Here is a 23,764-nt window from a genome sequence, read left to right as displayed (position 1 = left end):
AACCTTGTTTTCAAAAACTTAACTTACATTTTGTCAATAGACGACTTTAACAACGTTTGTAGCTGTTTAAAATGCCGCTTTGAATAAGGTAATGCCACACAAGTATCTAATATCACGGTATGATTATGCCGATCTAAATAACAAATTTTATCACGATTAATCACATAAGCCGCATGGATTTGAATTAACTTGTCACTCAAATCAGCCAACGTTTTCATGGTCGCGCGTAAGTCAATTTGACGTTGCTCACAATAAATCGTCGCCCGATGACTGGCCATCACATTACTGGCAATATAAATCATGTCATTCACATCAATAATTTCCCGCTGATGGCTACTTGGCAAAGTCACAATTTCGGGTGTTTGTTGCGTTTGTAGCGCCAAATGGTGATTGGCAACACGGATAGCTGAGCGAATGCGTTGCTTAAATTTCGCTTCACACAATGACTTATCGACAAAATCTAGCGCCCCGATTTGATATTGATAACTCATAGCTAGTAATTCAGTATGCGTACTAACAATAATAATCGGCGATAAACTATCAAAGCTACGAATGGCCTGGGCGACATTGAGTCCAGCATGTACGACATGATGCAGCGCTAAATCAATCAAAATGACTTTTGGCTGTCGGTCTGCTTGTAACGCGGCTAATAACGGTGCTGGTTGATCAAATAACTGACACGTCCCAATAATTTGCTGTAACCGCTTTTGTTGTGGTGGTTGGTCTTCTAAGACATAATAATGGGTCAAATTGCGCCCCCAAACGTTAACTCTTGCCTGACACGACGGCTTTCGGTCACCGTCACCAGTTCAATATCTTGCCGTTGCATCAAAAATTGATGTACAAAATACAAACCAACTCCCGCATGGCCATGCTTTGATGAATAGCCAACCTGTTTAGACGTGGCCGTGTCTAATCGGTGTAAACAGCTATTGATGATCGCCACTTGTTCTGAACCAACAAAAACAATCGTCACCAACTTTTCTGGTGTTTCAATGGCTGCTTCAATCGCATTGTCGAGTAAAATACCAAAAACACGATAAAAATCAACATCCATTTTAAGGGCGACCGGTTGAAAAACTTGCTGAATATCAACTGCAAACTGTACACTTTGCCGTAATGCCTGTTGATATTTAACTAATAGCATACTGCGTAAATTAACGTCAGCAATTAAATGCAGCGCTAGTATTGGCGTCTCCGGTAAGGCCTGCTGGCTCGTTTCAATCACGGATTCATAAGCGTATTGCACGTCTGCCATATTGCCATTTTGGATACCATAAGCCAAACTCGCTAAGATATTTTTATAATCATGTCGAAATGTGCGATACGCCAAATATTGCTTTTCCAGCTGATTCGTATACTGCTGTGTGGCAACTAACATGCGATCACGTTGCTGTAATTTGCACGTTAATAGGTCATATTGATGTCGCAATGTGGGCAGCAAGATAAGCATCAGCACCCCAACCAGCGATAATATTTCCCACATCACTGATCCTTGGTAGGCTGTATCATGCCACAAATAAGCTAAATAATCGTTTAAACCACGCATGCCAAGCCCAATCATTAAAAAAACGCCGAGTTGCCGGGGATGACGTTGAAAAAAGCTAGTGGTTAACCATTTAAAACGATACAAATACGGTAAAATCGCGACCACAATCGTCACAACCCCAGCAATTAAATAGCCCAGTAACTGAATGGCTAAGGGAACCGCCAAGAATGATAATATGGCCAATGCGACATTGTACACCCAAGCAGCCAGTAACGAGCTCACAATGGCGTCAAGTAACAACACACCAAGCGGTGTCGCCCGCTGTGTTCGTCGACCAACATAAACTAAACTCACAATGAGTAGCGTTGACGTCACACTTATCTGATAAGCTGTTGGCACCAACCAACGACTTATCGCTGTCACGATGAATAACCAGCCTAAAAGTTGCCATATCGTCCGACGTGCTATCTGAGGTTGCCCCAATAATAGACCAAACCAAACAACTGCCGCAATGGTCGATGTCAACGGCTGCATCAGCAAATTAATATATGACAAAATTGTTAGCATGGCACTCCTCCGTGCGTCACCTTGATACGCGTCATGATCAGTGGTGACTTATCACGCTTAAACTCTGTCTTCGCCAACTTCTGGCAAAATATCATTTTTCTCACGTTGATGTCATCTTCATCATTTTATAACAACTATAATAATAAAACAAAACGGGTACTAACGCAAATCAATCCTTATTGTTGCCTAATGACTGTCAATAATCATAAATAGTTGATCAAAAAAAATACGCGACCACAATCGGTCGCGTATTTTTGATGTGTACGCTCTAAACACGACAACTTAATTAAAATAGTACCTTAATCAAGGCCACAGCTAAGATAACCTGCATGACACCGGTGAGTAAGCCATAAGACAAGAACTTACCACCAGAATTTTTAATGGTTTCAAACTTAAGGTTCAGACCAATACCGGCCAAGTTAACAACACCGAAGAAACTAGCCGTTTCATGGGCTGAGTGCGTCACAACGTCCGGTAACTTCACAAAACTAGCCAAGAGCAAGAATGCCAAGAACGCGATGACAAACCAAGGGACAGAAACGCCTTTAGCCGCTGCTTCGATGCTCTTATCACTGCGTTGTGCCATTTTGGCAAAGATCACTACCACAACAGTTAACAGAATGACACGTAGCATCTTGAACAATGTGGCGTATGTGACAACTGATTGGTTAATCAAAGTGGCTGTTCCGACTACTTGACCAACTGACTGCAAAGTACCACCGACTAAGGCACCCAACAAGAGATTGTTATTACCAACCAAATCCGGTCCAATAACTGGTAACAAAAGCAATAACACAACACCAGTCAAACTAACCGTGGCCACGGCAGTCCGGCGTTGGTCATCATTGGCCCCAATAGCTGGGGCGACAGAAGCAATCGCACTTGAACCACAGACGGCGTTTCCAGCGCCCATTAACATCGCTGACTTATCAGACACTTTGAACAAGCGACCACCCATCCAAAGGACAACAACAATTGTTAAGGCCATTTGAATTAAGATGAACGCAATCCCGTTTAAACCAAGATTTTCAATAGTTCTCAACGTAACCGTTAGCCCCATCAACGCAATGCCGATTTCAATTGGATACTTTTCCGCCCACTTCATACCAGGGGCAAATTTTTCGTGACGCAAGATGGTATTACCGAGGACAATACCAATCAGCATCGCAATCGCCTCGCCCCCTAGAAAAGGTAACCAGACAGCTAAATATTTTGCAATAACTGACACAATAAATGTGGCCACGATCCCTAAAATCATATTCCTTTTAATTGCCATACATTCTCTCCCTCACAATCAAAATTGAATTCTAAGTTGCTCCCCAAACGACGTTTCACGTGAAACATGCTATTATGCTGACGCAAATGACGCCCATAACTTGACAATGGCTTGCACACCCTCATCGCCATGAGCTGTATTGAGTTTAGCAAACAATTGTTCTGCCAGTGCTGTGCCTGGTAGATCAATGTCCATCTCAGCAGCTGCATCTAATGCAATGCGCAAATCTTTCAATAGATGTTTTACATAAAAACCAGCCGAAAAATCATCTGCCATAATTCGTGGCATATAATTTGTGACTGACCATGAACCTGCTGCACCATTCCGCCAGATATTGTAAGCAGCGTCAAGATTTAGGCCCGCCGCCTTAGCATAGGCCATCGACTCTGCCATCCCAATAACTGTTGCAGCAACCCCAATATTGTTGCTCATTTTCATGTGCTGACCCTTACCGGCATCACCAGCAAGTACAATATTTTGCCCCATGACTTGAAAAATGGGCAACACTTGGTCATACGTGGCCAATTCACCACCAACCATGATGGATAGGGTGCCATTTTTAGCGCCAATATCACCACCTGAAACCGGTGCATCAAGCACACCAATCCCAAGAGCTTGCCCCATTGCGGCAAGCTTTTCAGCTAATTTAGGTGTAGAGGTCGTCATATCAACCAAAATATCACCAGACTTGGCGCCAGAAAATAGCCCGTCTTGACCAGTCCACACCGCTTCCACGTCTTTTGGATAGCCAACCATGGTAAATGTTATGTCAGCAGCCTGAGCAACTGCAGCTGGCGAATCTGCCCAACGTGCGCCATTGGCAATCACATCGTCCGCCTTCTCACGTGTTCGGTTATACACGATCACGTCGTGCTTGGCGGCTAATAAATTATTAATCATGCCAGTGCCCATGACGCCCGTTCCAACAAAGCCAATCTTCATATTGCTTCTCCCTCAACAATTGCCATACGATTGCCAACATAGTTATTACATAACCTTTATTATCAATCAGACCCTAAAAAAAAACAACCGTCATTTGGTTGTTTTTTCAGAAAATTTGCCTGATTTTTTTCTAATATTTTTCTTTGTAACACCCGTCCGATAAATTATCCAATCTACCGTAGAATTTCATTATCCGTATACCCACCATTAGCAAGGGCCACTGCATCGTTTAACGCCATTTCAACCATATTTTTAATGGCTGTATTCGTATAAAAAGCAATGTGTGGCGATAAATAAAAATTATCCAATTGCGTTAGTCGCTGAATATTTTCTGGTAAATCCGTCACTGCCTGCTTTTGGTTCATAAACGCATTTTCATTGGGCGTCACATCAACCGCTGCACCGTATAATTGACCGGTATTCAAACTAGTTTCTAAAGCTGCCATATCGACAATTTCCCCACGTGCCATGTTTAATAGGATGGTACCTGGTTGGATTTTGTCAAAAAAAGCTTGATCCGCTAAGTTGCGCGTTTCCTCATTTAAAGGGGTATGAAAACTAATCACATTGGCGCGTGCCAAAGCATCATCTAATGTTGTGTATTCGACAAAAGCTTCGTTCTGCGCACGATAAACTGGGTCAACGCCTAACACTTTGGCTCCCAAAGCATGCAACATTTGCGCAAAAGCTGAGCCAATGCGACCAACGCCAATAATAGCAACTGTTAACTGATAAATTTCTCGTGCTTGGCCACCAGCTGCCCATGTGTAATCGCCGGTTGCCATGGCGCGCTCAAACTGCTTGTTATGCCGTAAAATATTAAATAACTGGGTTAAGGTATATTCGGCAATTGCCCGTGGTGAATAGGCCGCAACATTAGAAAGTCGAATTTTTTGACCAAAGGCCGCGGGTACATCAAAAACATCATAGCCAACTTGGCGCAAGGCAATTTGTTTAATCCCGTTCTCAGCGAGTATCTGATACACTGGCGCTGGCATTGCCGTTGTCTGTTGCGTGCTGACCGCATCAAAGCCCGCGGCTTGTCCCGCATTGTCAACCGTTAACGGTTCGGATAATGTGACCACCTCGTGCCCTGTTTTGGCCATCCAAGCGGTCACAAAAGGGTGTTCTTCGGCAACTGTATTGTACATGAGTATTTTCATATTTTGCTCACCTTTCTCTTATGATACTCATATTTATTGTAAACGAAAAGCACGCTAAAAGCGTGCTTTTTGATTATTTTACTTTGCCGAGGAAATACTTCTTTTTCCCACGACGGACCAATACAAATTGCCCATCGTAGTGTGTTGAAGGGTCTACTTCAGCTGCGACATCGGTCACTTTTTCACCATTGATTGTAATAGCGCCGTTCGTCACGTCTTCTCGTGCTTGACGCTTTGATGGTTCCACACCACCATCAACCAAGAAGTCAACCACATTCTTGATTTCATTAGGTGTGTCAAAGCTTGGTACGCCACCAAAGGCATCACCAATTTGCGCAGCCGAAAGCGTTGCCACATCCCCACTAAAGAGAGCAGCTGATAACTTTTCTGCGTCTTCAACAGCTGCTTGACCATGGACAAACTTCGTCACTTCTTGTGCCAAACGACGTTGTGCCAAACGGTCACCTGGGTTGGTTTCAACGGCCTTCGCCAACGCCTCAATTTCATCCACGCTTAAGAAAGTGAAATACTTCAAGTACTTCACCACGTCAGCATCACTTTGATTCAACCAGAATTGGTAGAAAGTATAAGGTGAGGTCTTCTTTGGATCCAACCAGATAGCGTTCCCTTCAGATTTACCAAACTTCTTACCAGTTGAATCTGTCATCAAAGGAATGGTGAGCCCAAAGGCCTTCGCATCATTGCCTTCAAGTGAATGAATCAAATCAATCCCAGACGTGATGTTACCCCATTGATCAGAACCACCAATTTGCAACTTAACGTCTTCGCGACGCCACAATTCATGGAAATCAATCCCTTGTAGCACTTGGTAAGTAAATTCAGTAAATGAAATCCCTGTTTCCAAACGTGACGCCACGACATCCTTTTTCAACATCACGTTAATTGAGAACAACTTCCCATAATCACGCAAAAAGTCTGTCAATGTTAGCTTGCCTAGCCAATCATTGTTATTCACAATACGGGTGTCATCATCACCAAAGAGCTTTGTCACTTGCGCTGTGATGCCCTTTTCGTTTTCAGCTAATTGTTCAGGTGTCAAAAGTTGACGTTCTGTCGTGGGCCGTGGGTCGCCAATGGCACCTGTCGCCCCACCAACAATAATCACTGCCTTACCACCAGCGTTTTGGAAACGCTTTAACACCATAAAGGGAATCAAGTGGCCAAGATGCAAAGAATCAGCAGTCGGGTCTGTCCCAACGTAAGCACCAATCTTGCCATCGGCCATTGCTTCTAATAACCCTGCTTCGTCTGTGACCTGATTTAACGCGCCACGCCATTTTAGATCTTCAATAAAATTCATCTGTCTCTCCTTTGTTGTCGTTAAAATAGCAAAAACCGTCCTATAATAACTATAGGACGGTTTTAACCGTGGTACCACCTAAATTGTAAGTCATCGGACCTACCACTTATTACGCCTTATCGCGGCAGACGTCATACTACTTAATGTTGTGTAACTCGAGCACAGCGGCGGGCTAGTTCACAGCACCCACTAACTTTCTTTGACGCGCCAATCTGTGTCTTTATCAACTGATGATGTTTTTATTATATCAGATAATCTGATCAATATGTGATTTTTATCAGAATTACGGCATGAATGCTTCGTCCATGACAGCAACACTCACATTATTTCTAGTCATCCCCGTTTTCTCTGGTAGAATGGCCTTATATCGCCTAAATTACTTTTTGGAGGTTGCGATGTCAAACCGTTTAAAAGCCATTAGTATCGGTATTGTGGCCGCTTTTTTCTTTTCGATCACATTTATCGTTAACGAAGTCATGGCCAATGCCAAAGGTTACTGGGGCTATACTGCTGCCCTACGTTATCTTTGGATGCTCCCCTTAATGCTGATTGTGAATCGTTATTTAGGTTCCAATTTGGCACGCATCCTAGCCTTCATCAAACAAAACTTAATAGCGTGGCTCATCTGGTCACAAGTATGCTTTGTGTTGTTTTATGTACCCCTGAGTTGGGCAGTTGATTATCTCCCTGGTTGGCTGATTTCAGCAACTTGGCAACTCACGATTATCTTTGGGGTGTTAACCACCCCATTAGTTAAAGTCACACGACCAAACGGGCAACGGCAAGCGTTAAAAATCCCACTGGCATCGCTGCCGTGGATGTTAGTCATTTTACTAGGTGTTTTGCTAACTGTCGCCGCTTTTCTCTACCACTTACAACATATCACGCCAATGCTGCTGGCGATTGGGGCCATCATGCTTGGGGCCGTCGCTTATCCGCTGGGTAATCGTAAAATTATGGCAGTGGTTGATCCGAGCATGACGGCAACCGAAAAAGTGCTGGCGATGTTAATTTGTTCTTATCCTGTATGGCTTTTAATTGCCGGACTTTCCTATCATCAGGTCGGTTTGCCGCATATGGGTCAAGTCATCAATACCTTTGTCGTCGCCTTATCTTCTGGCGTTATTGCAACCGTACTCTTTTTTAAAGCCACTCAACTTGCTGCGCATAATATGCGAGAATTAGCCGCCGTTGAAGCGACACAATCCATGGAAGTGGTGTTTTCCGTGCTCCTCAGCCTCATGTTTCTTGGACATGCGCTCCCCACGCCAAGCCAACTGTTAGGGTTGACGTTGATGGTAGGCGGTATTATTATGCTGGCGATTCGTGAATAAGCCCATCCGAAAACAAGCTGCCTGTCTTTTGGCAGTTTTTTTGTGCCATTAGATGCTTGCCGACGGTGGTGTGATGAACAAAGCAACCCCAGTCCACATACGACTAAATGCTGGCAACGACAGCTTAATTTTCCCAACTGCAGGATCTGGATCTGCAATGCATAAGTCCTGCCCAGCTCGCCTGTAAACCACGACATAATGATAGTCGCCAGTAGGTTGTCGGACATGGGCAATAAATGGCAACAGTAAATCAGGTTGGGTTAATAACGTCTGATCTGCTTGCAGAGCCAACGTGTCAAAATGAAGCATTTGTGCTGCTGACATTAACCCATAGGCTGTTGTGCCTAACGCATTAGTCTGCGTCAATTGGCGTAGCCGTGACAGCGCTGGCGATGTCCCATAATGAGCCATAACCATGGCTAGGGCTGCCAGCCCACATGCCATTTCATCTTCTTGTGCGATATATTGGAAGTTTTGTTGTGTCATCTTATGTTTCAGCAAATACCATATCGGCATGCTGCTTATCACTTTATCCGTTTATAATAGGTTTTAGATTAGTCATGGTCGTTATTTCAACATGCGGTCACAAGTCGTGTTAAATAGCTCCGCCATTTGAATAATTAAATCAACATCTGGTACTCGCTTACCTTCTTCATAGCGCGCAATGGTTGAGGTACAAACATTTAACTTTTCCGCCAAATCCCGACGGCTAAGTCGAGCCCCTGTTCTAAGTGCTGTTAAATTTTGAGGTAATTGATGGCCGCCAGTAACTTGCTTTAACTGTGCAATGGTCATTTGCTGATAACGTGTCTGATTCAACATCATTTTCTCCTTATTTTCGTCTGCCTACCACGACATGTACTATTGGGTTTCTGCCAATACTATCATTGTACGAAGATCGCATCAAAACGCTTGGAGAAAATTATGACAATTGGTCACCAGATTAAATTGCTAAGACAGTCAAAAGGGCTCACCCAACGCGATTTGGCAGATACGCTTTATATTTCCTATCAAGCTGTCTCCAATTGGGAGCGCCATCAAAGTCAGCCCACCGCTGATATGTTGCTTGCCATCCTTGAAAAATATCACTTACCACATGACTTTTTCATCACACAATCAAAACAACAACAATGCACGCAAGAAAAAGAACAAATCTTACGTGGTTTTTTGGAGAGTCTCATGTATTGTGCCAGTAAACCGCCAAGTTATGCCACAATTGCCCAGTTTGCGAATCTCTCAATCGCGCAAATTTGCCAACACTTTCCAAATTATGAGGCACTCGTTAATCAGTTTATGGTCACCGTTGACGACCAAATTAAACCCACCGTTGAAATGCATCTTATCGCACACGAAGATTTGATCACAATTTTTTCAACCTATATGGCGCCACGCTTGTATGCCGAACGTGAGAAATTGCACCTGTTATACACCCGCCCCTACTTGAAAGACACTTGGTTACGTTTTATTAAAGGACGCTACAAACAGCTCATCCAACAATGGCAACCAAAAGCCATCGACGCTACCTACTTGCTTGACGTGCTCATTACGTTCATTTCTGTGTGGTTGAGTGCCATACACCCCGAACCATTGGCAGCTTTTCAACGGCGTATTCAGCATCTTACCCGCATCCCTATACAATCTTGGCCACAGTAAAACCCCAGGCACCGCGTGTAGCGGTGCCTGGGGTTTTTTAATTTTAGACAATAAAAAACCTACACCACTCATCACTACCCTGACCCAAAGTCTGTCTTAAGGTAAATGTTTAGCATAGGTACCCCTAGTTTGAGAACTCTGTTTCAATATGTAACAGCCTCACCTAGTATTCTATCAAATTGTCGGCTTAAAAAATTCAATTTGTAACGCTATTTTTTGACGTAAAATATATGCGTGACTTTTTATGACAATTGTGTTATAAAAAGTCATTTATTCGCAATTAACTGAATAAATTTTTCATGAAAACGTGTATCAGCTGTCAATTCTGGATGAAAAGCGGTCACTAAAATATGCGCATATTGTGCCGCGATCACCTTTTCGTCATCAATTGTGGCCAAAACAGTCACCGATTCATTAACAGCTGTCAGATACGGCGCCCGAATGAACACACCATGAAACGGTTCATCAAATCCAACCACCGAAATGGCTTGCTCAAAACTATCTTTTTGCCGACCAAAGCCATTACGCACCACCGTTGCTGGTAACGCGCCAAATGCCTTGGATTGGGTTAAAAGCACCATTCCGGCACAGGTGCCAAAAACTGGTAAGCCAGTCTGAATCAGCTGTCTTAACGGCTCAAGTAGGTGTTCTTGTACGAGCAATTTGTAAATCACTGTACTCTCCCCACCAGGAATAATCACCCCATCAATACCCGTTAAATCCGCCACTTTTTTGATTAACTGCACTTCAACTTGGCACTGTACCAACATGTCAACATGTTCACTGACTGCCCCTTGTAAATCCAATACGCCAACAATCATTCCCATTCTCCCTTAGATGCCACGACTAGCCATTTTTTGGTCTTCTGAGAGCGTGGCTATTTCAATCCCCTTCATAGGCTTACCAATATTTTTTGACACTTCGGCAATCAAATCGTAATCGGTAGGATTCGCCGTTGCAGCCACAATGGCTTTGGCAAATTTTTCGGGATTTTCTGAGTGGAAAATACCTGAACCCACAAACACCCCATCAGCGCCAAGGTTCATCATCAATGCAGCATCTGCTGGTGTAGACACACCGCCCGCGGCAAAATTAATGACTGGTAACTTACCATGTTCATGAACGTAGGTCACCAAATCATACGGTGCCCGCAAATCACGGGCAATCGTCATTAATTGATTCGGGTTGGCCGCTTGCACTTGCGCAATTTGTTCATTAACTTTTTCCATGTGGCGAACCGCTTCAATAATATTGCCTGTCCCTGGTTCGCCTTTGGTCCGTAGCATTGAAGCCCCTTCACCAATCCGGCGTAAGGCCTCGCCAAGATCACGGCAGCCACACACAAACGGCACTTCAAAGTCCGTTTTATCAATGTGATAGGTGTCATCTGCTGGGGTTAGCACTTCACTTTCATCAATGTAATCCACGCCAACCGCTTCTAACACACGGGCTTCAACAAAATGCCCAATGCGTGCTTTTGCCATCACCGGAATCGTCACGGCGGCCATAATTTGTTCGACCATGGCTGGATCAGACATGCGTGCGACACCGCCAGCAGCTCGGATATCAGATGGGACACGTTCTAAGGCCATGACAGCCACCGCACCAGCTGCTTCAGCAATTTTTGCTTGTTCGACGTTGGCAACGTCCATAATCACGCCGCCTTTTTGCATTTGTGCCATCCCGCGCTTAACCAATGTGGTGCCTTTTTCCATGATTCATACTCCTCTAATGTTTGTGATTTGAATTTCATTCTATTTTAAGTTATGCTGAATTGACTGAGAACAACCAATTGGTTTAATTTTTGACCAACCAATTTAAAAGGAGCACCGATCTTGCGCTGGCAACTACCATCACACGACAAAAAGGCCGTCTATTTGCAGCTGATTAATGTCATTTTACAAGGGATTGAACAAGGCGCCTTACTACCAGGTGAACAACTGCCGCCAGAACGCCGCCTCGCACAAGACTTAGGAATTAATCGCTCGACCGTTCAACACGCACTCAATGAATTAGTCAGCCAAGGCATTTTACTCCGGCAACAAGGGAGTGGCACTTGGGTTAACTCGGGCAAATGGGGTGTTTTATCAGCACATGTCAACTGGCGAAACTATTTTACAACGGATTGTTTAAGTGATCCGGAAAGCTTTATGGTACAGCTCAAACACTTGCGCCAACAGCCGGAAGTTTTAAATTTAGCCGACAGTCAGACCGAAAATGCACCTTTACGTCAGCTAGCACTCCCAAGTATCGCCATGGCCACGCTACTGCAACAAAATACTGCCAACGCAATGAGTGGTAGTCCCGCATTAAAAGCACAAATCAGACGACACTTGCACCCCTATCTCAACCAACCCCTGCCAGATGAGCAACTCCTGATTACTGCTGGCGCCCAGCAAGCCTTTTTCTTAATTGCCCAAGGATTATTATCCTATGGTGATGCCATTGCCATTGAATCGCCGTCTTATTTGTACCAACTTGCCTTATTTCAAGTCGCCGGTATTCGGGTTTTTGGCGTGCCACGCACAAAAAATGGCGGGTTATCCCTCGACGATTTGCAGCATTTATATTACCAACACCATTTAAAATTCGTCTTTGTCAATCCAACCAATCAAAACCCCACGACTCAAACCATGCCATTAGTCGAGCGGCACGCCCTGATTGCGCGGTGCCGGCAACTCAATTTACCCATTGTTGAAGACGATCCTTTTGGCTTCACGCTCGCGCTTAGTCAGCAAAGTATCCCCACGCTTAAACAATTGGATCCCAATAATGTGATCTATATCGGCTCTCTTTCCGAGTTTAGTGGTGCTGACACCCGAATTGGTTGGTTGATTGCCCCACCAGCCATCGTCTCGCGCTTATCAGAAATTCGCCAAGAAATGGAATCCGGCATCAGTATTTTTTCCCAGTATCTGGCGACCCAACTCTTAAGCCAACCCAACTTGGCCGACTTGGTCGCCCAGCAGCAACACCAATTAGCGCACTCCCGTCAACGGCTATTACACCTGCTCGCACCCTTTGTATCACAAGGCCAATTGGCCTATAAAATCCCGACTTTAGGCAATACGCTGTGGCTCCATATTTTAACCAAATCGACAATGACCCGCGCTGATTATCAAGTGTTTCTCGATCAGCAACTGCTGGTTTTACCAGATTTCTTATTTGGTCGTCACAGTAACCATGTCCGTTTAAGTTATTCGCAACTCCCCGCGGATGATACCCTATTAAAGCAACGTCTACAGGCCGTAATGGCACAATTAATCGATTGACAACTAGGTTTTTTAAACCAGTTAGTGTATGATGAACGTGTTTAGTACATGCCCTGCATCATTTAAAAGATAACATTTGAGGAAAAATAATGGCGATTGGTAACCAAATTAAAGCGCTACGAAAATCACTTGGCTTGACCCAACAAACATTTGCTGACAAACTGTTTATTTCCTATCAATCCGTTTCCAATTGGGAACGGGCTAAAAGCCACCCTACCGCTGAAATGATGCTCACAATCATTGAAACGTTTCATTTACCACTGAATTTTTTTATGCCCAGCGACCAAAACAGTCAAGATCTCGATGACGAACAACTCATTTTAGCCGCTTTCATTAAAAGTATGCGCGCGAGTGCTGATAAAATCCCGACAATGGCAACCATTGCCAAATTGGCTGGCCTATCCATTGAACGTGTCATGGCTTATTTCCCAACGTTCGATGATTTAGCTTATGCCACTATTAATGCTGTCGATGATAACATTAAAACCAAAATCGAGTCGCGCTTAGCCGTTGAACCTGATATTTTAACGGTTTTTATCAATGATATGACGCCCTTACTTTATCAAGAACACAAAGTTCTCCATATCTTATATACGCGACCCTATATTCGTGGGGTGTGGGTACAATTTTTGAAAGCCAAATATAAGTCCCTTTTGATTAAATATCAACCACGGGCGGCGCAAGATGTCCTGGGTACGGAATACTACATCGAAACCTTAACTGGCCTTATCTCGGTTTGGATGAGCCAAAAAAAGCCGGAACCCTTAACTGATTATCAAAAACGGTTACGTGTTTTGACAAGCCAACCACTCGCCATATGGCATACCCTAGGTTAAAAAAAGACAACCATTGCTTGGTTGTCTTTTTTACTCTGTTTAACAAATTACTTTGACAAACACAGTAATTTTTCCTATAATAAACGCAAGATTAAGTGGAGGACAATAAGATGTCAATTTCTAAAGACCTTATTCGTGGTCACATTGATACCATGATTCTCAATATTCTCCAACAACAGGATTCTTATGGTTATCAAGTCGCCAAATCAGTTCGCTTACTCAGCCAGCAACAATATGAACTGAACGAAGCAACTTTATACACGGCTTTTCGGCGTTTAGAAAAAAGTGGTGATATTACCAGTTATTGGGGCGATGAAACCCAAGGGGCTCGCCGGAAATACTATAAAATTACTGCTACTGGCCAACAACACCTCCAACAAGCGATTGTTGACTGGCAATTTGCAAAAGATGTGATTAGCCAGCTCATCACTGGCACGATTGCAGAAGGAGACAAATAATGACCTCAATTGAACTCGCGATACGTACTCGCCTAGACGTTATTTTTTCAAAATATACGCCTAATCCGCAACTTACTGAATTTAAAGAAGAACTCGTGGCTGATTTGCTAGATGCCTATCAAGATTTTGCCCAACAAGACAAATCACATGAAGAAGCACTCGATGACACCTTTGCGCAGTTAGGAGATATTGACACTATTTTACAAGAAATGAGTGATTCACATACCCAACAAACTGCGTCTGATGATGAGACAACGCAAGATGCGACAGCCCGCTTCTTTGATTTGTCAGATGATGGCTTGCGCCTTGGTAATCTGCACATTAATGGTCAAGGTGTCCGCTTAGGTGACGATATTATCCTTGATGGTAAAAATAATAAAGTGCAATTTGGTGATTGGCTTCATGTCGACCGCGCTGGTGCACGGGTCGGTCGTAAATTCTACGCCTTTGATACCACTGACGATACCGCAACTTTTACCGAGCAGGAATCAACCAATTCCCCACATTGGACTGCTGCACATCACAGTATTCAGCTGCCCGTTACCGATCAAGCACTCGTTTTAAATTATAAAAATGCTACCTTAAATTTTTATCGTAACGATAAGACGGATCTCGTAACCATTGATGAATTTTTCAGTCGCGATAATCAGCGCTATTTTGCATCAGTATCCGAAACGCCGGATCAAGTGGTGGTCACCCAAGGTGACACGCCACGACTCTTTCAAGTGAAAGTCCACGTGAATATCGGTTTGCCACAAAACTTTTCCGATGGCCATCTGACGGTTACAAATCACGCCGGTCAAGTGACCGCAAAAAACCTCACCCTGAAAACCTTTAATTTAACCCTGACGGCAGGTAGCTTCCACGTCAAGCATCTTCAAGTCCACGAAGCCAATTGGGATTTCAAAGCCAGTGACGTCAACGGCCGAGATATCACCATTGATCACGCTAAGATGACCAATCAAGCTGGTCGCATCCAACTTGACCATGTGACGTTACCACACAGTCAAATCAACGTAACATCTGGCACAATTAAAGTTGATCACTTTATCGGCGGTGGGCAATTTAACACGACATCTGGTACTCTGCGCCTCAAAATTCAGACACTCACGCACGACTTGCAATTACAAGCTCTAAGCGGTGACATTCGTCTAACGACGCCTGATACGCAAGATTACTATTTTGATCTCTCGTCACAATCAGGCAATGTGACCATGCCTAACCGACCTGATAGGCATTTTAACCACAATACGCCGCAGGAAAAGCGTGGGTTTACTGGTCAAATGCCAGAATTTACCATTGCGGCCTCAGTGGATTTGGGTACCATCAAAGTCTACTAACGCTGCACATTATCACTGTCACCATACAATTTTTCATTCAATAAAAGGAGACCTATCATGTCAAAAAAGAAGCATTTAACACGTTCTCGTTCAAACCGTATTCTCGGCGGCGTTCTAGGTGGGATTGCCGAATATTTCGGTTGGGATGTGACCTTAACCCGTATTATTTACGTGATTATCTCTCTAATGGCCTTTCCAGGCATTATTTTCTATCTTTTGGCTTGGATTATCATCCCCGATGAACCACGTCAAACCACCTATCATACTTATGAAACAGGGGCACGGCGTGACGTTACACCAGATGATGAATAATTGGTGTGTGTAAACAGTCATTGCCTCGTATCATTTAGTATCCCGTTAGCAAGCGCATAAACACTGTTTATAGCGCACAAAAAGCCCGCTGATGATCATCAGCGGGCTTTTTGTATGTCTGGATGATGCTTGATTAATCTTCTAAATCATCCGTTAATTGTTCAACGATTTGAGTCGTTTGTTCAATCACTTCTTCTGTTTCACGTGAAACATCTTCCGTTGTTTCGTGTTCAACCTTTGCTAATGTTGCCACTTTGGCACCATCTTCTAAGCGAATCAAACGCACACCCAGGGTTGCACGACCAGTTTGGCTCACGGATGCCACGACAAAGCGAATCATCACGCCTTGTGTCGTTGTCACCATAATATCCTCATCACCGCGGACGATCGTCATCCCAGCTAACACACCGTTTTTATCAGTAATATTCGCTGTTTTGATACCTTTACCGCCACGACCCTTGATTGGATACTCAGTAGCTGGTGTTTGCTTCCCGTAACCTTTTTCCGTGATGACCAGCACGTTCTCGGTGTCGTCCACGACGTCTGCGCCAATGACTAAGTCATTCTCGCGCAAACGAATTCCACGCACACCGGCAGCAGCACGACCCATGATTCGGACATCTGCTTCAACAAAGCGCACAGAATAACCGTCCTTTGTTGCAATTAACACACTTTGTGTCCCATCCGTAATTTGAACAGACAAAACTTCATCATCGTCATGCAACGTTAAGGCCTTCAAACCGTTCGTTCGAATATTGGCAAATTCACTGACCGCTGTCCGCTTAACGACGCCTAGACGCGTCACGAAGAACAAGTAATCATGACTGTCTGTTGCTTCCCCACGCACATTGATGACTGTTTGGATCTTTTCATCGCCTTCAAAATGCAATAGGTTTACAACAGGAATTCCCTTGGCTTGACGGCCATATTCTGGCACTTCATACCCCTTCATCCGGTATACTTTGCCCTTATTAGTGAAGAAAAGCAACGTATCATGCGTTGATGTGGCAACCATTTGGTCCACAAAGTCTTCATCATTGACATTCATGCCTTGCACACCACGGCCACCACGGTTTTGTGCCTTAAATTCCGCTTGTGGGACACGCTTAATGTAACCATTACGCGTCAACGTGATAATCACATCTTCTTCTTCGATCAGATCTTCATCTTCCAGGGTTGTCACATCCCCAACTTGAAGCTCTGTACGACGTTCATCACCAAATTTCGTTTGGATTTCGAGTAATTCATCGTAAATCAATTGATCGACACGCTCTTGATGGGCCAAAATGTCCTTCAAATCAGCAATCAATTCGACTAACTTTTGATACTCATCTTCGATCTTGTCACGTTCCAAACCGGTCAAACGGACCAAACGCATATCCAAAATCGCTTGCGCTTGCTTATCTGATAAAGCATAGCCATCAATCAAACGGGTCTTGGCTTCTTCAGAAGTCGCCGATGACCGAATGATCGTGATGATGGCGTCGATATGGTCTAAGGCAATACGTAACCCTTCTAAAATGTGGGCGCGTGCTTGGGCCTTTTGTAAGTCAAAGGCTGTTCGACGACGAATGACTTCACGTTGGTGCGTCAGGTAGGCTTCCAAAATAGCCTTCAAACTCATGGTTTGTGGCTTACCACCATTAATCGCCAACATGTTGAAGCTAAAGTTCGTTTGCAGCAACGTTTCCTTATACAAGTTATTCAAAATAACACTGGCTGACGCATCACGACGCACATCAATTGAGATTCGCAAACCGTCACGATCTGATTCATCACGGATACCTGTAATGCCTTCAATGCGCTTATCACGTGCCAATTCGGAAATTCGTTCAATTAAACGGGCTTTATTGACGGCATAAGGTAATTCCGTCACGATAATCTGTTCTTTACCAGTCTTTGTCTGCTCAATATCCACTTTGGCACGAACGGTTACCCGCCCACGGCCAGTTTCATAGGCCCGACGAATACCAGACTTACCCATCACAATCCCACCAGTAGGGAAATCTGGGCCTGGTAAAGCTTCCATCAAATCTGACGTCGTGGCCGTAGGATTATTCATTAAGACGTGAATAGCTGAAATTACTTCCCCTAAATTATGGGTTGGAATATTGGTTGCCATCCCAACCGCAATACCGGTTGCCCCGTTAACCAACAGGTTTGGGAACCGAGCTGGTAAGACTTCTGGCTCACGTTCTTCACCATCATAGTTGGGAACGAAGTTGACCGTATCTTTATTTAAATCACGGACCATCTCCATCGCCACTTTTGACAAACGGGCTTCGGTATAACGCATCGCCGCAGCACCATCGCCATCGACAGAGCCAAAGTTACCGTGACCGTCGACTAGCATGTGTCGGTATGAGAATGGTTGCGCCATCCGCACCATTGATTCATAGATCGCTGAATCACCGTGCGGATGATATTTACCCATGACATCCCCGACAATACGCGCTGATTTTTTATGCGGCTTATCGGGTGTGTTACCTTGTTCAATCATTGAATACAAAATACGACGATGAACTGGCTTCATACCATCACGGACATCAGGCAAGGCACGCGCCACAATTACTGACATAGCGTATGACAAGAATGATGTTTTCATTTGTTCTGACAAATTCGCATTACGAATACGCGCGTCATTTTGTTCAGACATTGTTTACTCCTTGTAAAGTTCTTCTGCGATAGCATGATGCTGCAAAAAAGCAGCCATAGCGTTTTAAGCTGTTATGACCGCCAAATACGCATTAATTAAATGTCTAAGTTTTCAACGAAGACAGCATTTTCTTCAATAAATTCACGACGTGGTGCGACATCGTCACCCATCAACATATCAAAGATACTATCGGCTGCTTCGGCATCGGCAGGATCAACCCGCAACAATCGCCGGTGCAAGGGATCCATGGTTGTATCAGCTAACTGATCAAAATCCATTTCCCCAAGTCCCTTATAACGTTGAACCTTTGGCTTAATATTTGCAGGTAATTGTGCCAAAAAGTCCTCTAACTCTTCATCTGAGTCAAGGTATTCTCGGGTCTTTGAATTACCCAAAGCCACCCCATACAATGGTGGCTGAGCGATATAAATGTAGCCGGCATCAATCAATGGTCGCATATAACGGTAGAACAACGTTAATAGCAACGTGCGAATATGAGCGCCATCGACATCGGCATCCGTCATGATAATGACTTTATGGTAATTCGCTTTTTCGACGTTAAACTCATCCCCAAAACCAGTGCCCATTGCAGTGAAAATGGTACGAATTTCTTCGTTGGCCAACACCTTATCTAAGGTTGCCTTTTCAACGTTCAGGATTTTACCACGGATCGGCAAAATGGCTTGCGTCAAACGATTACGCCCTTGCTTGGCTGAACCACCGGCCGAGTCACCCTCGACAATAAATAATTCCGAAATCGCTGGGTCATTTGACGTATTATCGGCCAATTTACCTGGCAAATTACCAATTTCTAAGCCAGATTGCTTGCGTGTCATTTCACGCGCACGCTTAGCAGCAAGGCGAGCCTTTTGCGCTAAAATACCCTTTTCAACAATTTGCTTGGCCACAGACGGATTTTCCATCATGAAACGGCTGAATGTTTCAGAAAACATCCGATCAGTAGCCTGACGCGCATCAGAATTACCAAGCTTTGTCTTGGTTTGACCTTCAAATTGTGGGTCAGGATGCTTGATTGAGACAATGGCCGTCATGCCTTCACGGACATCTTCACCTGTCAAGCTTTCAGCGTTTTCCTTTAACTGCCCATTCTTACGCGCATAATCGTTAATCACACGCGTTAGCGCTGTTTTAAAGCCTGTTTCATGGGTCCCACCTTCATAGGTGTTAATGTTGTTGGTAAACGTCCGTAGACTATCTTTGACGTCTGTCGTGTACTGCAAGGCAACTTCGACAACAATCCCATTTTCTTCCCCTTCAACATAGACTGGTTCAGGGAAAACAACCGTTTTCTCGGCATTCAAATAGTTGACATACTCTTTAATGCCACCTTCAAAGTAGAAACTTTCTGTGACTGGTTCTTCCGGACGCTTATCCGTAATGGAAATGCGCAAGCCCTTGTTCAAGAAAGCCAATTCACGCACACGTGTTAACAACGTGTTGTAATTATAGACCGTTGTTTCACGGAAAATATCGGCATCTGGCTTAAAGTGCACAATCGTGCCACGTTCAATAGTTGGCACTTCATCTAGTTTCACCATGCTGGTATTCACACGGCCAACTTGAAAGTCCATGTAGTAGACTTGGCCATCTCGCACAACCCGAACATCTAAGTCAGTCGACAAAGCGTTAACAACCGAAGCCCCAACACCGTGTAGCCCCCCAGAAACCTTATAGCCGCCACCGCCGAATTTCCCACCGGCGTGCAAAACGGTAAAGACAGTTTCTAGCGCTGGCTTCCCAGTTTTAGTCTGAATGTCAACTGGAATCCCACGACCGTCATCCGTCACGGTAATTGAATTATCTTTTTCAATGGTGACGGTAATATGTGACGCGAAGCCTGCCAAGGCTTCATCAATCCCGTTATCCACAATTTCCCAGACCAAATGATGCAAGCCTTGGGCTGTTGTTGTCCCAATGTACATCCCCGGACGCTTACGAACGGCTTCAAGGCCTTCTAAGACTTGAATTTGGTCTGCATTATAATCACCAGCATTCGCATCAACCGTGCTTGCACTGCGAATTTCTTCGTCATCTGTGACAATTCCGTCAATATTTTCTACATCATGCTTGTTTTCTTCAGACATAATAAATCCTTTATGTACCTGCTGATTACTCAGCGTGCTCTTCTAACGTAATTTCACCATGTTGCACGTGAAACACTTTCGGGGTATGAATCAATTGTCGCGCCACATCACTCAATGTCGGTGCCGTAATAAACGTCTGCACCTTATCTTGAATGGCTAATAAGAGATGCGTTTGTCGATTGGCATCTAATTCACTTAACACGTCATCTAAGAGCAACACGGGATATTCACCCGTCTCCTCCTGCATCAAGTCAATTTCGGCCAATTTGACCGCTAATGCTGTTGTGCGTTGCTGACCCTGTGAGCCAAAAACGGCAACATCATTCTCGTTGACAATAAATTTAATGTCATCGCGATGTGGGCCCACTAAGGTAGTACCCTGCATAATCTCACGGGCTTCCTGACGCGCTAATGCCGCTTCAAACGCTGCCTTAACCGTTTCAAGGTCATCATCGCGTTCAAAGGCAACCCCAGTTTGGTAAGCTAGCGTCAACGTTTCCTGTTGATTAGAAATTTCTGCATGAATCGGCTGGGCCGCTGCTTGCAAACGTTCTAAAAATCTGCGACGCGCGAGCAAAACTTGGGCCCCAACATCGACTAATTGCGCTGTCAAAACCGACAAAAACACCTTATCAGTCGTTTGTTTCATTTGCAAACGTTTAAGGTACGCATTTCGATCCTTTAAGATGCGCCGATACTGCGTCGTGTTATAGAGATACAGTGGGTTCATTTGACCGAACTCCATATCAATAAAACGTCGCCGCACACTGGGCGCACCTTTAACAAGATCCAAATCTTCAGGGGCAAACAAAATGACATTTAATTGGCCAATGTATTGTGATAGCTTTGATTGCTCTAAATGATTCACCCGTGCTTTTTTGCCTTTAGTCGAAAAATGCAAAGCTAACGGTGTTTCGCTGACATTTTTCTTAACGCGACCACTAATTGTGGCCGAATTGGCTTGCCAACGAATTAAATCTTTATCACTACTCGTACGATGAGAACGCGCTAAAGCCAAGACGTAGATGCTTTCCAACAAATTCGTCTTGCCTTGCGCGTTCTCACCTAAAAACACATTCACACCCGCACTAAAATCAAGCGTCAAATCAGCATAATTCCGGTAATTCGTGAGCGTTAACGATGTGAGTTCCAAGAACCCGGTCCTTTTGGCCCGTTACTGCGACGCCCTGGCTTTGGTCGCCCAAAACCACCAGCACGTGAGCTGTTTTGTTTACGCAACTCAGCAAAGCGTGCCTCTTTACGCGCCTTTGCCACCGCTGCTTTTTGCGCTTTGATGCGATCATCGCGGACTGTTTTCTTGGCGGCCAGGGCACGTTCATCCTTTTCTTGTTGTGCCTGAGCAATTAGTTCATCAGCATTTTCAGCTAACGAAATAATATAGGTTTCGCCATCAACGATGATTTCATCATGGTCGTACAGCTTTTTCCCCCGACGATTTTCCGGTTCACCATTGAGTAAGACAGGAAAATCCATCAGATAATATTTTGCTTGACCACCTGAAGAAATAATATTTTCTTCTTTTAGAAGTTGTGTGAGTGTGATGTATTCAGTTGTAATTTCTATCGTTTTCGTCATATCGGTTACCTTTGTATTATACCATTTTTTCACCGCTAATTCTTAAAAAAACGGCCTAAAATCAGCTTTAAGCGATTTTAGGTCGTTTTAAGGGTAATGGTTTACTTTGACTTAATTTTATTTAAAACGCGTATCACGAATTAAAACGTTCGCACTGGTGTAATGAGTTGCAACTGCTTATTATCCACTTCTCCAGCCGGCGTGACCGTGAATGGTCGCAAATTCGTGGTAAATTTCAAATCAACTAACTTACCGTTAAAGACACGGAGCGCATCACGGACATAATCGGGGTTAAATGAGATTTCTAGATTCTCACCCTCAACTGACGTTGTTTGTAACTCTTCTTGCACTTGCCCCACTTCTTGTGATGTCCCAGTTAGGGTAACGACACCATCGGTCATGGTCAATTGGACTACGTTATTACGGCTTTCGTGACTCAACAGACTCGCACGGTTGATGGCCCCAAGTAAGGTTCCCGCATCAATGGTTAACTGCGTCGTACTTTCAGTTGGAATTAATCGATCCGTTTCTGGATAGTTTCCTTCCAACAGGCGTGAATAAAACGTTGTGTGACCCAGATCAAAGACTGCTTGGTTTTTGGCCAACTTAATGTCCACGCGGTCTTGCCCTTCTAAGAGACTTTGCAACTCATTGAAAGACTTTGCTGGCATAATCACATCCGCGTTCACTTGTGCATCAGTCCCCGTCAACGTCACAATGCGTTGTGACAAACGATGTGAATCTGTTGTCACGGCCTTCACATCATTACCATTTAAGGCCAAATGAATCCCTGTTAAGATTGGTCGACTTTCTTGTGTTGAGGCAGAGATTTTAGTTTGTGAAATGATATCGACCAATTGCGCTGCGGAAACACTCAAACTTTGCACATCGTCTAATTCTGGCAATTGTGGATAGTTCCGCACATCTTGCCCATTAATTGTAAAGGCTGAAGCACCAGACGTGATACTTGCCCGTAACCCATCAACGGCCAACGTTAAATCATCAGCTGGCAGATTTTTAACGATATTGGCAAAAAAAGTTGCTGGTAAGGTAATCCCACCCGTTGAGCCAATAACTAATTGTGCAGACATATCAGATTGTTCAATTCGCGTTTCAATTGAAATATCACTGTTTGATCCCGTCAAAATCAATTCATCTTGCGACAAGACAATTTTGATGTTGGTCAAAATAGGAATCGTTGTGCGTGATGAAATCGCACGTGAGACATCATTAAGTGACTTAATAAACACTTGGCGATTAATTGAAAATTGCATAATTATGCTCCTCTATTTTTGGCCCTTAGCTGGGTAGCTTTTTAAATAATTTAAATAAAGATATCTAGTAGTAATAATAAGGGGTGTTTAAGTTGTGGAAAACACCATGTGGGTAACTGCTGACTAGTAAACAGTTGTTCACAACGTTGTGGGAAAACCACGCTGGTTAT

At 44.1% G+C, this 23,764-nt stretch carries 22 protein-coding genes; 7 read left to right on the top strand and 15 right to left on the bottom strand.

What is annotated here, in order from left to right; all coding sequences use genetic code 11:
• Nucleotides 1–23: 23 nt before the first annotated feature.
• From FGL80_RS03000 to tyrS, 6 genes are all read right to left on the bottom strand, one after another.
• Nucleotides 24–749 carry a response regulator transcription factor gene (locus FGL80_RS03000; protein WP_147001796.1) on the bottom strand — a complete coding sequence of 242 codons (726 nt, stop codon included), beginning with the start codon at nt 747–749 and terminating at the stop codon, nt 24–26.
• Entirely contained in the window at nt 746–2,056 is a 1,311-nt protein-coding gene (locus FGL80_RS02995) for a GHKL domain-containing protein (RefSeq protein WP_147001795.1), read from the bottom strand. The genes FGL80_RS03000 and FGL80_RS02995 overlap by 4 nt, the downstream gene beginning before the upstream one ends.
• Nucleotides 2,057–2,342: 286 nt before the next feature.
• Nucleotides 2,343–3,332 (bottom strand): YeiH family protein, encoded by a 990-nt coding sequence (locus FGL80_RS02990; RefSeq protein ID WP_009999979.1) that lies wholly within the window; start codon nt 3,330–3,332, stop codon nt 2,343–2,345.
• A 72-nt stretch (nt 3,333–3,404) separates the two neighbouring features.
• Nucleotides 3,405–4,274, bottom strand: a complete 870-nt coding sequence (locus FGL80_RS02985) for an NAD(P)-dependent oxidoreductase (RefSeq protein ID WP_055308523.1) — start codon at nt 4,272–4,274, stop codon at nt 3,405–3,407.
• A 173-nt stretch (nt 4,275–4,447) separates the two neighbouring features.
• The gene (locus tag FGL80_RS02980) at nt 4,448–5,437 is read right to left on the bottom strand and encodes a D-2-hydroxyacid dehydrogenase (protein ID WP_055308524.1); all 990 of its coding nucleotides are present in this window, start codon (nt 5,435–5,437) and stop codon (nt 4,448–4,450) included.
• A 73-nt stretch (nt 5,438–5,510) separates the two neighbouring features.
• Nucleotides 5,511–6,758 (bottom strand): tyrosine--tRNA ligase, encoded by a 1,248-nt coding sequence (gene tyrS, locus FGL80_RS02975; protein WP_055308525.1) that lies wholly within the window; start codon nt 6,756–6,758, stop codon nt 5,511–5,513.
• Nucleotides 6,759–7,153: 395 nt separating this feature from the next.
• Between tyrS and FGL80_RS02970 the strand changes: the two genes are divergently transcribed.
• Nucleotides 7,154–8,092: a multidrug resistance efflux transporter family protein gene (locus FGL80_RS02970; RefSeq protein WP_055308526.1), complete on the top strand. Its 939-nt coding sequence runs from the start codon at nt 7,154–7,156 to the stop codon at nt 8,090–8,092.
• Between the two features lie 48 nt (nt 8,093–8,140).
• Here FGL80_RS02970 and FGL80_RS02965 read toward each other — a convergent pair whose 3' ends face one another.
• Together FGL80_RS02965 and FGL80_RS02960 are read right to left on the bottom strand one after the other, a co-directional pair.
• Complete coding sequence (locus FGL80_RS02965; protein WP_172792730.1) at nt 8,141–8,578, bottom strand: cysteine peptidase family C39 domain-containing protein; 438 nt, start codon at nt 8,576–8,578, stop codon at nt 8,141–8,143.
• 81 nt (nt 8,579–8,659) lie between these two features.
• A complete protein-coding gene (locus tag FGL80_RS02960; protein ID WP_081455410.1) occupies nt 8,660–8,917 on the bottom strand; it encodes a helix-turn-helix domain-containing protein in 258 nt (85 codons plus the stop codon).
• Between the two features lie 99 nt (nt 8,918–9,016).
• Here FGL80_RS02960 and FGL80_RS02955 point away from each other — a divergent pair, with 99 nt between their 5' ends.
• Nucleotides 9,017–9,745 (top strand): helix-turn-helix domain-containing protein, encoded by a 729-nt coding sequence (locus FGL80_RS02955; RefSeq protein WP_147001794.1) that lies wholly within the window; start codon nt 9,017–9,019, stop codon nt 9,743–9,745.
• A 266-nt stretch (nt 9,746–10,011) separates the two neighbouring features.
• On the opposite strand, the gene pdxT is transcribed toward FGL80_RS02955, so the two are convergent.
• Both pdxT and pdxS read right to left on the bottom strand, forming a co-directional pair.
• Entirely contained in the window at nt 10,012–10,566 is a 555-nt protein-coding gene (pdxT, locus tag FGL80_RS02950) for a pyridoxal 5'-phosphate synthase glutaminase subunit PdxT (protein WP_055308529.1), read from the bottom strand.
• A 12-nt stretch (nt 10,567–10,578) separates the two neighbouring features.
• Entirely contained in the window at nt 10,579–11,463 is an 885-nt protein-coding gene (gene pdxS, locus FGL80_RS02945) for a pyridoxal 5'-phosphate synthase lyase subunit PdxS (protein ID WP_366246697.1), read from the bottom strand.
• Between the two features lie 117 nt (nt 11,464–11,580).
• Between pdxS and FGL80_RS02940 the strand changes: the two genes are divergently transcribed.
• The 5 genes from FGL80_RS02940 (at nt 11,581) to FGL80_RS02920 (ending at nt 15,963) form a co-directional block, all read left to right on the top strand.
• A complete protein-coding gene (locus FGL80_RS02940; protein WP_147001793.1) occupies nt 11,581–13,017 on the top strand; it encodes an aminotransferase-like domain-containing protein in 1,437 nt (478 codons plus the stop codon).
• An 89-nt stretch (nt 13,018–13,106) separates the two neighbouring features.
• Entirely contained in the window at nt 13,107–13,853 is a 747-nt protein-coding gene (locus FGL80_RS02935) for a helix-turn-helix domain-containing protein (protein WP_055308532.1), read from the top strand.
• Between the two features lie 110 nt (nt 13,854–13,963).
• A complete protein-coding gene (locus FGL80_RS02930) occupies nt 13,964–14,311 on the top strand; it encodes a PadR family transcriptional regulator (protein WP_009999995.1) in 348 nt (115 codons plus the stop codon).
• Nucleotides 14,311–15,651, top strand: a complete 1,341-nt coding sequence (locus FGL80_RS02925; RefSeq protein WP_055308533.1) for a DUF4097 family beta strand repeat-containing protein — start codon at nt 14,311–14,313, stop codon at nt 15,649–15,651. Before FGL80_RS02930 ends, FGL80_RS02925 begins: the two co-directional genes overlap by 1 nt.
• Before the next feature lie 57 nt (nt 15,652–15,708).
• Nucleotides 15,709–15,963, top strand: a complete 255-nt coding sequence (locus FGL80_RS02920) for a PspC domain-containing protein (protein ID WP_055308534.1) — start codon at nt 15,709–15,711, stop codon at nt 15,961–15,963.
• 133 nt (nt 15,964–16,096) lie between these two features.
• Here FGL80_RS02920 and gyrA read toward each other — a convergent pair whose 3' ends face one another.
• From gyrA to dnaN, 5 genes are all read right to left on the bottom strand, one after another.
• Nucleotides 16,097–18,619, bottom strand: coding sequence for a DNA gyrase subunit A (gene gyrA / locus FGL80_RS02915; protein ID WP_147001792.1), 2,523 nt, complete (start codon nt 18,617–18,619; stop codon nt 16,097–16,099).
• A 95-nt stretch (nt 18,620–18,714) separates the two neighbouring features.
• The gene (gyrB, locus tag FGL80_RS02910) at nt 18,715–20,724 is read right to left on the bottom strand and encodes a DNA topoisomerase (ATP-hydrolyzing) subunit B (protein WP_055308536.1); all 2,010 of its coding nucleotides are present in this window, start codon (nt 20,722–20,724) and stop codon (nt 18,715–18,717) included.
• A gap of 25 nt (nt 20,725–20,749) precedes the next feature.
• Nucleotides 20,750–21,877 carry a DNA replication/repair protein RecF gene (gene recF, locus FGL80_RS02905; protein ID WP_055308537.1) on the bottom strand — a complete coding sequence of 376 codons (1,128 nt, stop codon included), beginning with the start codon at nt 21,875–21,877 and terminating at the stop codon, nt 20,750–20,752.
• Entirely contained in the window at nt 21,859–22,320 is a 462-nt protein-coding gene (gene yaaA / locus FGL80_RS02900) for a S4 domain-containing protein YaaA (RefSeq protein WP_010000003.1), read from the bottom strand. Before yaaA ends, recF begins: the two co-directional genes overlap by 19 nt.
• A 140-nt stretch (nt 22,321–22,460) precedes the next feature.
• Complete coding sequence (gene dnaN, locus FGL80_RS02895) at nt 22,461–23,594, bottom strand: DNA polymerase III subunit beta (RefSeq protein ID WP_147001791.1); 1,134 nt, start codon at nt 23,592–23,594, stop codon at nt 22,461–22,463.
• Between the last annotated feature and the right edge of the window lie 170 nt (nt 23,595–23,764).

The organism is Leuconostoc lactis, assembly GCF_007954625.1.
Taxonomy (GTDB): domain Bacteria; phylum Bacillota; class Bacilli; order Lactobacillales; family Lactobacillaceae; genus Leuconostoc; species Leuconostoc lactis_A.
This window is presented reverse-complemented; position numbering and strand designations above follow the sequence as displayed.

Excerpts from the sequence above, each read along its gene's own strand:
- FGL80_RS02995 (WP_147001795.1), bottom strand. The coding sequence starts at position 2,056 with ATGCTAACAATTTTGTCATATATTAATTTGCTGATGCAGCCGTTGACA.
- FGL80_RS02990 (WP_009999979.1), bottom strand. The coding sequence starts at position 3,332 with ATGGCAATTAAAAGGAATATGATTTTAGGGATCGTGGCCACATTTATT.
- FGL80_RS02985 (WP_055308523.1), bottom strand. The coding sequence starts at position 4,274 with ATGAAGATTGGCTTTGTTGGAACGGGCGTCATGGGCACTGGCATGATT.
- FGL80_RS02980 (WP_055308524.1), bottom strand. The coding sequence starts at position 5,437 with ATGAAAATACTCATGTACAATACAGTTGCCGAAGAACACCCTTTTGTG.
- tyrS (WP_055308525.1), bottom strand. The coding sequence starts at position 6,758 with ATGAATTTTATTGAAGATCTAAAATGGCGTGGCGCGTTAAATCAGGTC.
- FGL80_RS02970 (WP_055308526.1), top strand. The coding sequence starts at position 7,154 with ATGTCAAACCGTTTAAAAGCCATTAGTATCGGTATTGTGGCCGCTTTT.
- FGL80_RS02965 (WP_172792730.1), bottom strand. The coding sequence starts at position 8,578 with ATGACACAACAAAACTTCCAATATATCGCACAAGAAGATGAAATGGCA.
- FGL80_RS02960 (WP_081455410.1), bottom strand. The coding sequence starts at position 8,917 with ATGATGTTGAATCAGACACGTTATCAGCAAATGACCATTGCACAGTTA.
- FGL80_RS02955 (WP_147001794.1), top strand. The coding sequence starts at position 9,017 with ATGACAATTGGTCACCAGATTAAATTGCTAAGACAGTCAAAAGGGCTC.
- pdxT (WP_055308529.1), bottom strand. The coding sequence starts at position 10,566 with ATGATTGTTGGCGTATTGGATTTACAAGGGGCAGTCAGTGAACATGTT.
- FGL80_RS02935 (WP_055308532.1), top strand. The coding sequence starts at position 13,107 with ATGGCGATTGGTAACCAAATTAAAGCGCTACGAAAATCACTTGGCTTG.
- FGL80_RS02930 (WP_009999995.1), top strand. The coding sequence starts at position 13,964 with ATGTCAATTTCTAAAGACCTTATTCGTGGTCACATTGATACCATGATT.
- FGL80_RS02925 (WP_055308533.1), top strand. The coding sequence starts at position 14,311 with ATGACCTCAATTGAACTCGCGATACGTACTCGCCTAGACGTTATTTTT.
- FGL80_RS02920 (WP_055308534.1), top strand. The coding sequence starts at position 15,709 with ATGTCAAAAAAGAAGCATTTAACACGTTCTCGTTCAAACCGTATTCTC.
- gyrA (WP_147001792.1), bottom strand. The coding sequence starts at position 18,619 with ATGTCTGAACAAAATGACGCGCGTATTCGTAATGCGAATTTGTCAGAA.
- gyrB (WP_055308536.1), bottom strand. The coding sequence starts at position 20,724 with ATGTCTGAAGAAAACAAGCATGATGTAGAAAATATTGACGGAATTGTC.
- yaaA (WP_010000003.1), bottom strand. The coding sequence starts at position 22,320 with ATGACGAAAACGATAGAAATTACAACTGAATACATCACACTCACACAA.
- dnaN (WP_147001791.1), bottom strand. The coding sequence starts at position 23,594 with ATGCAATTTTCAATTAATCGCCAAGTGTTTATTAAGTCACTTAATGAT.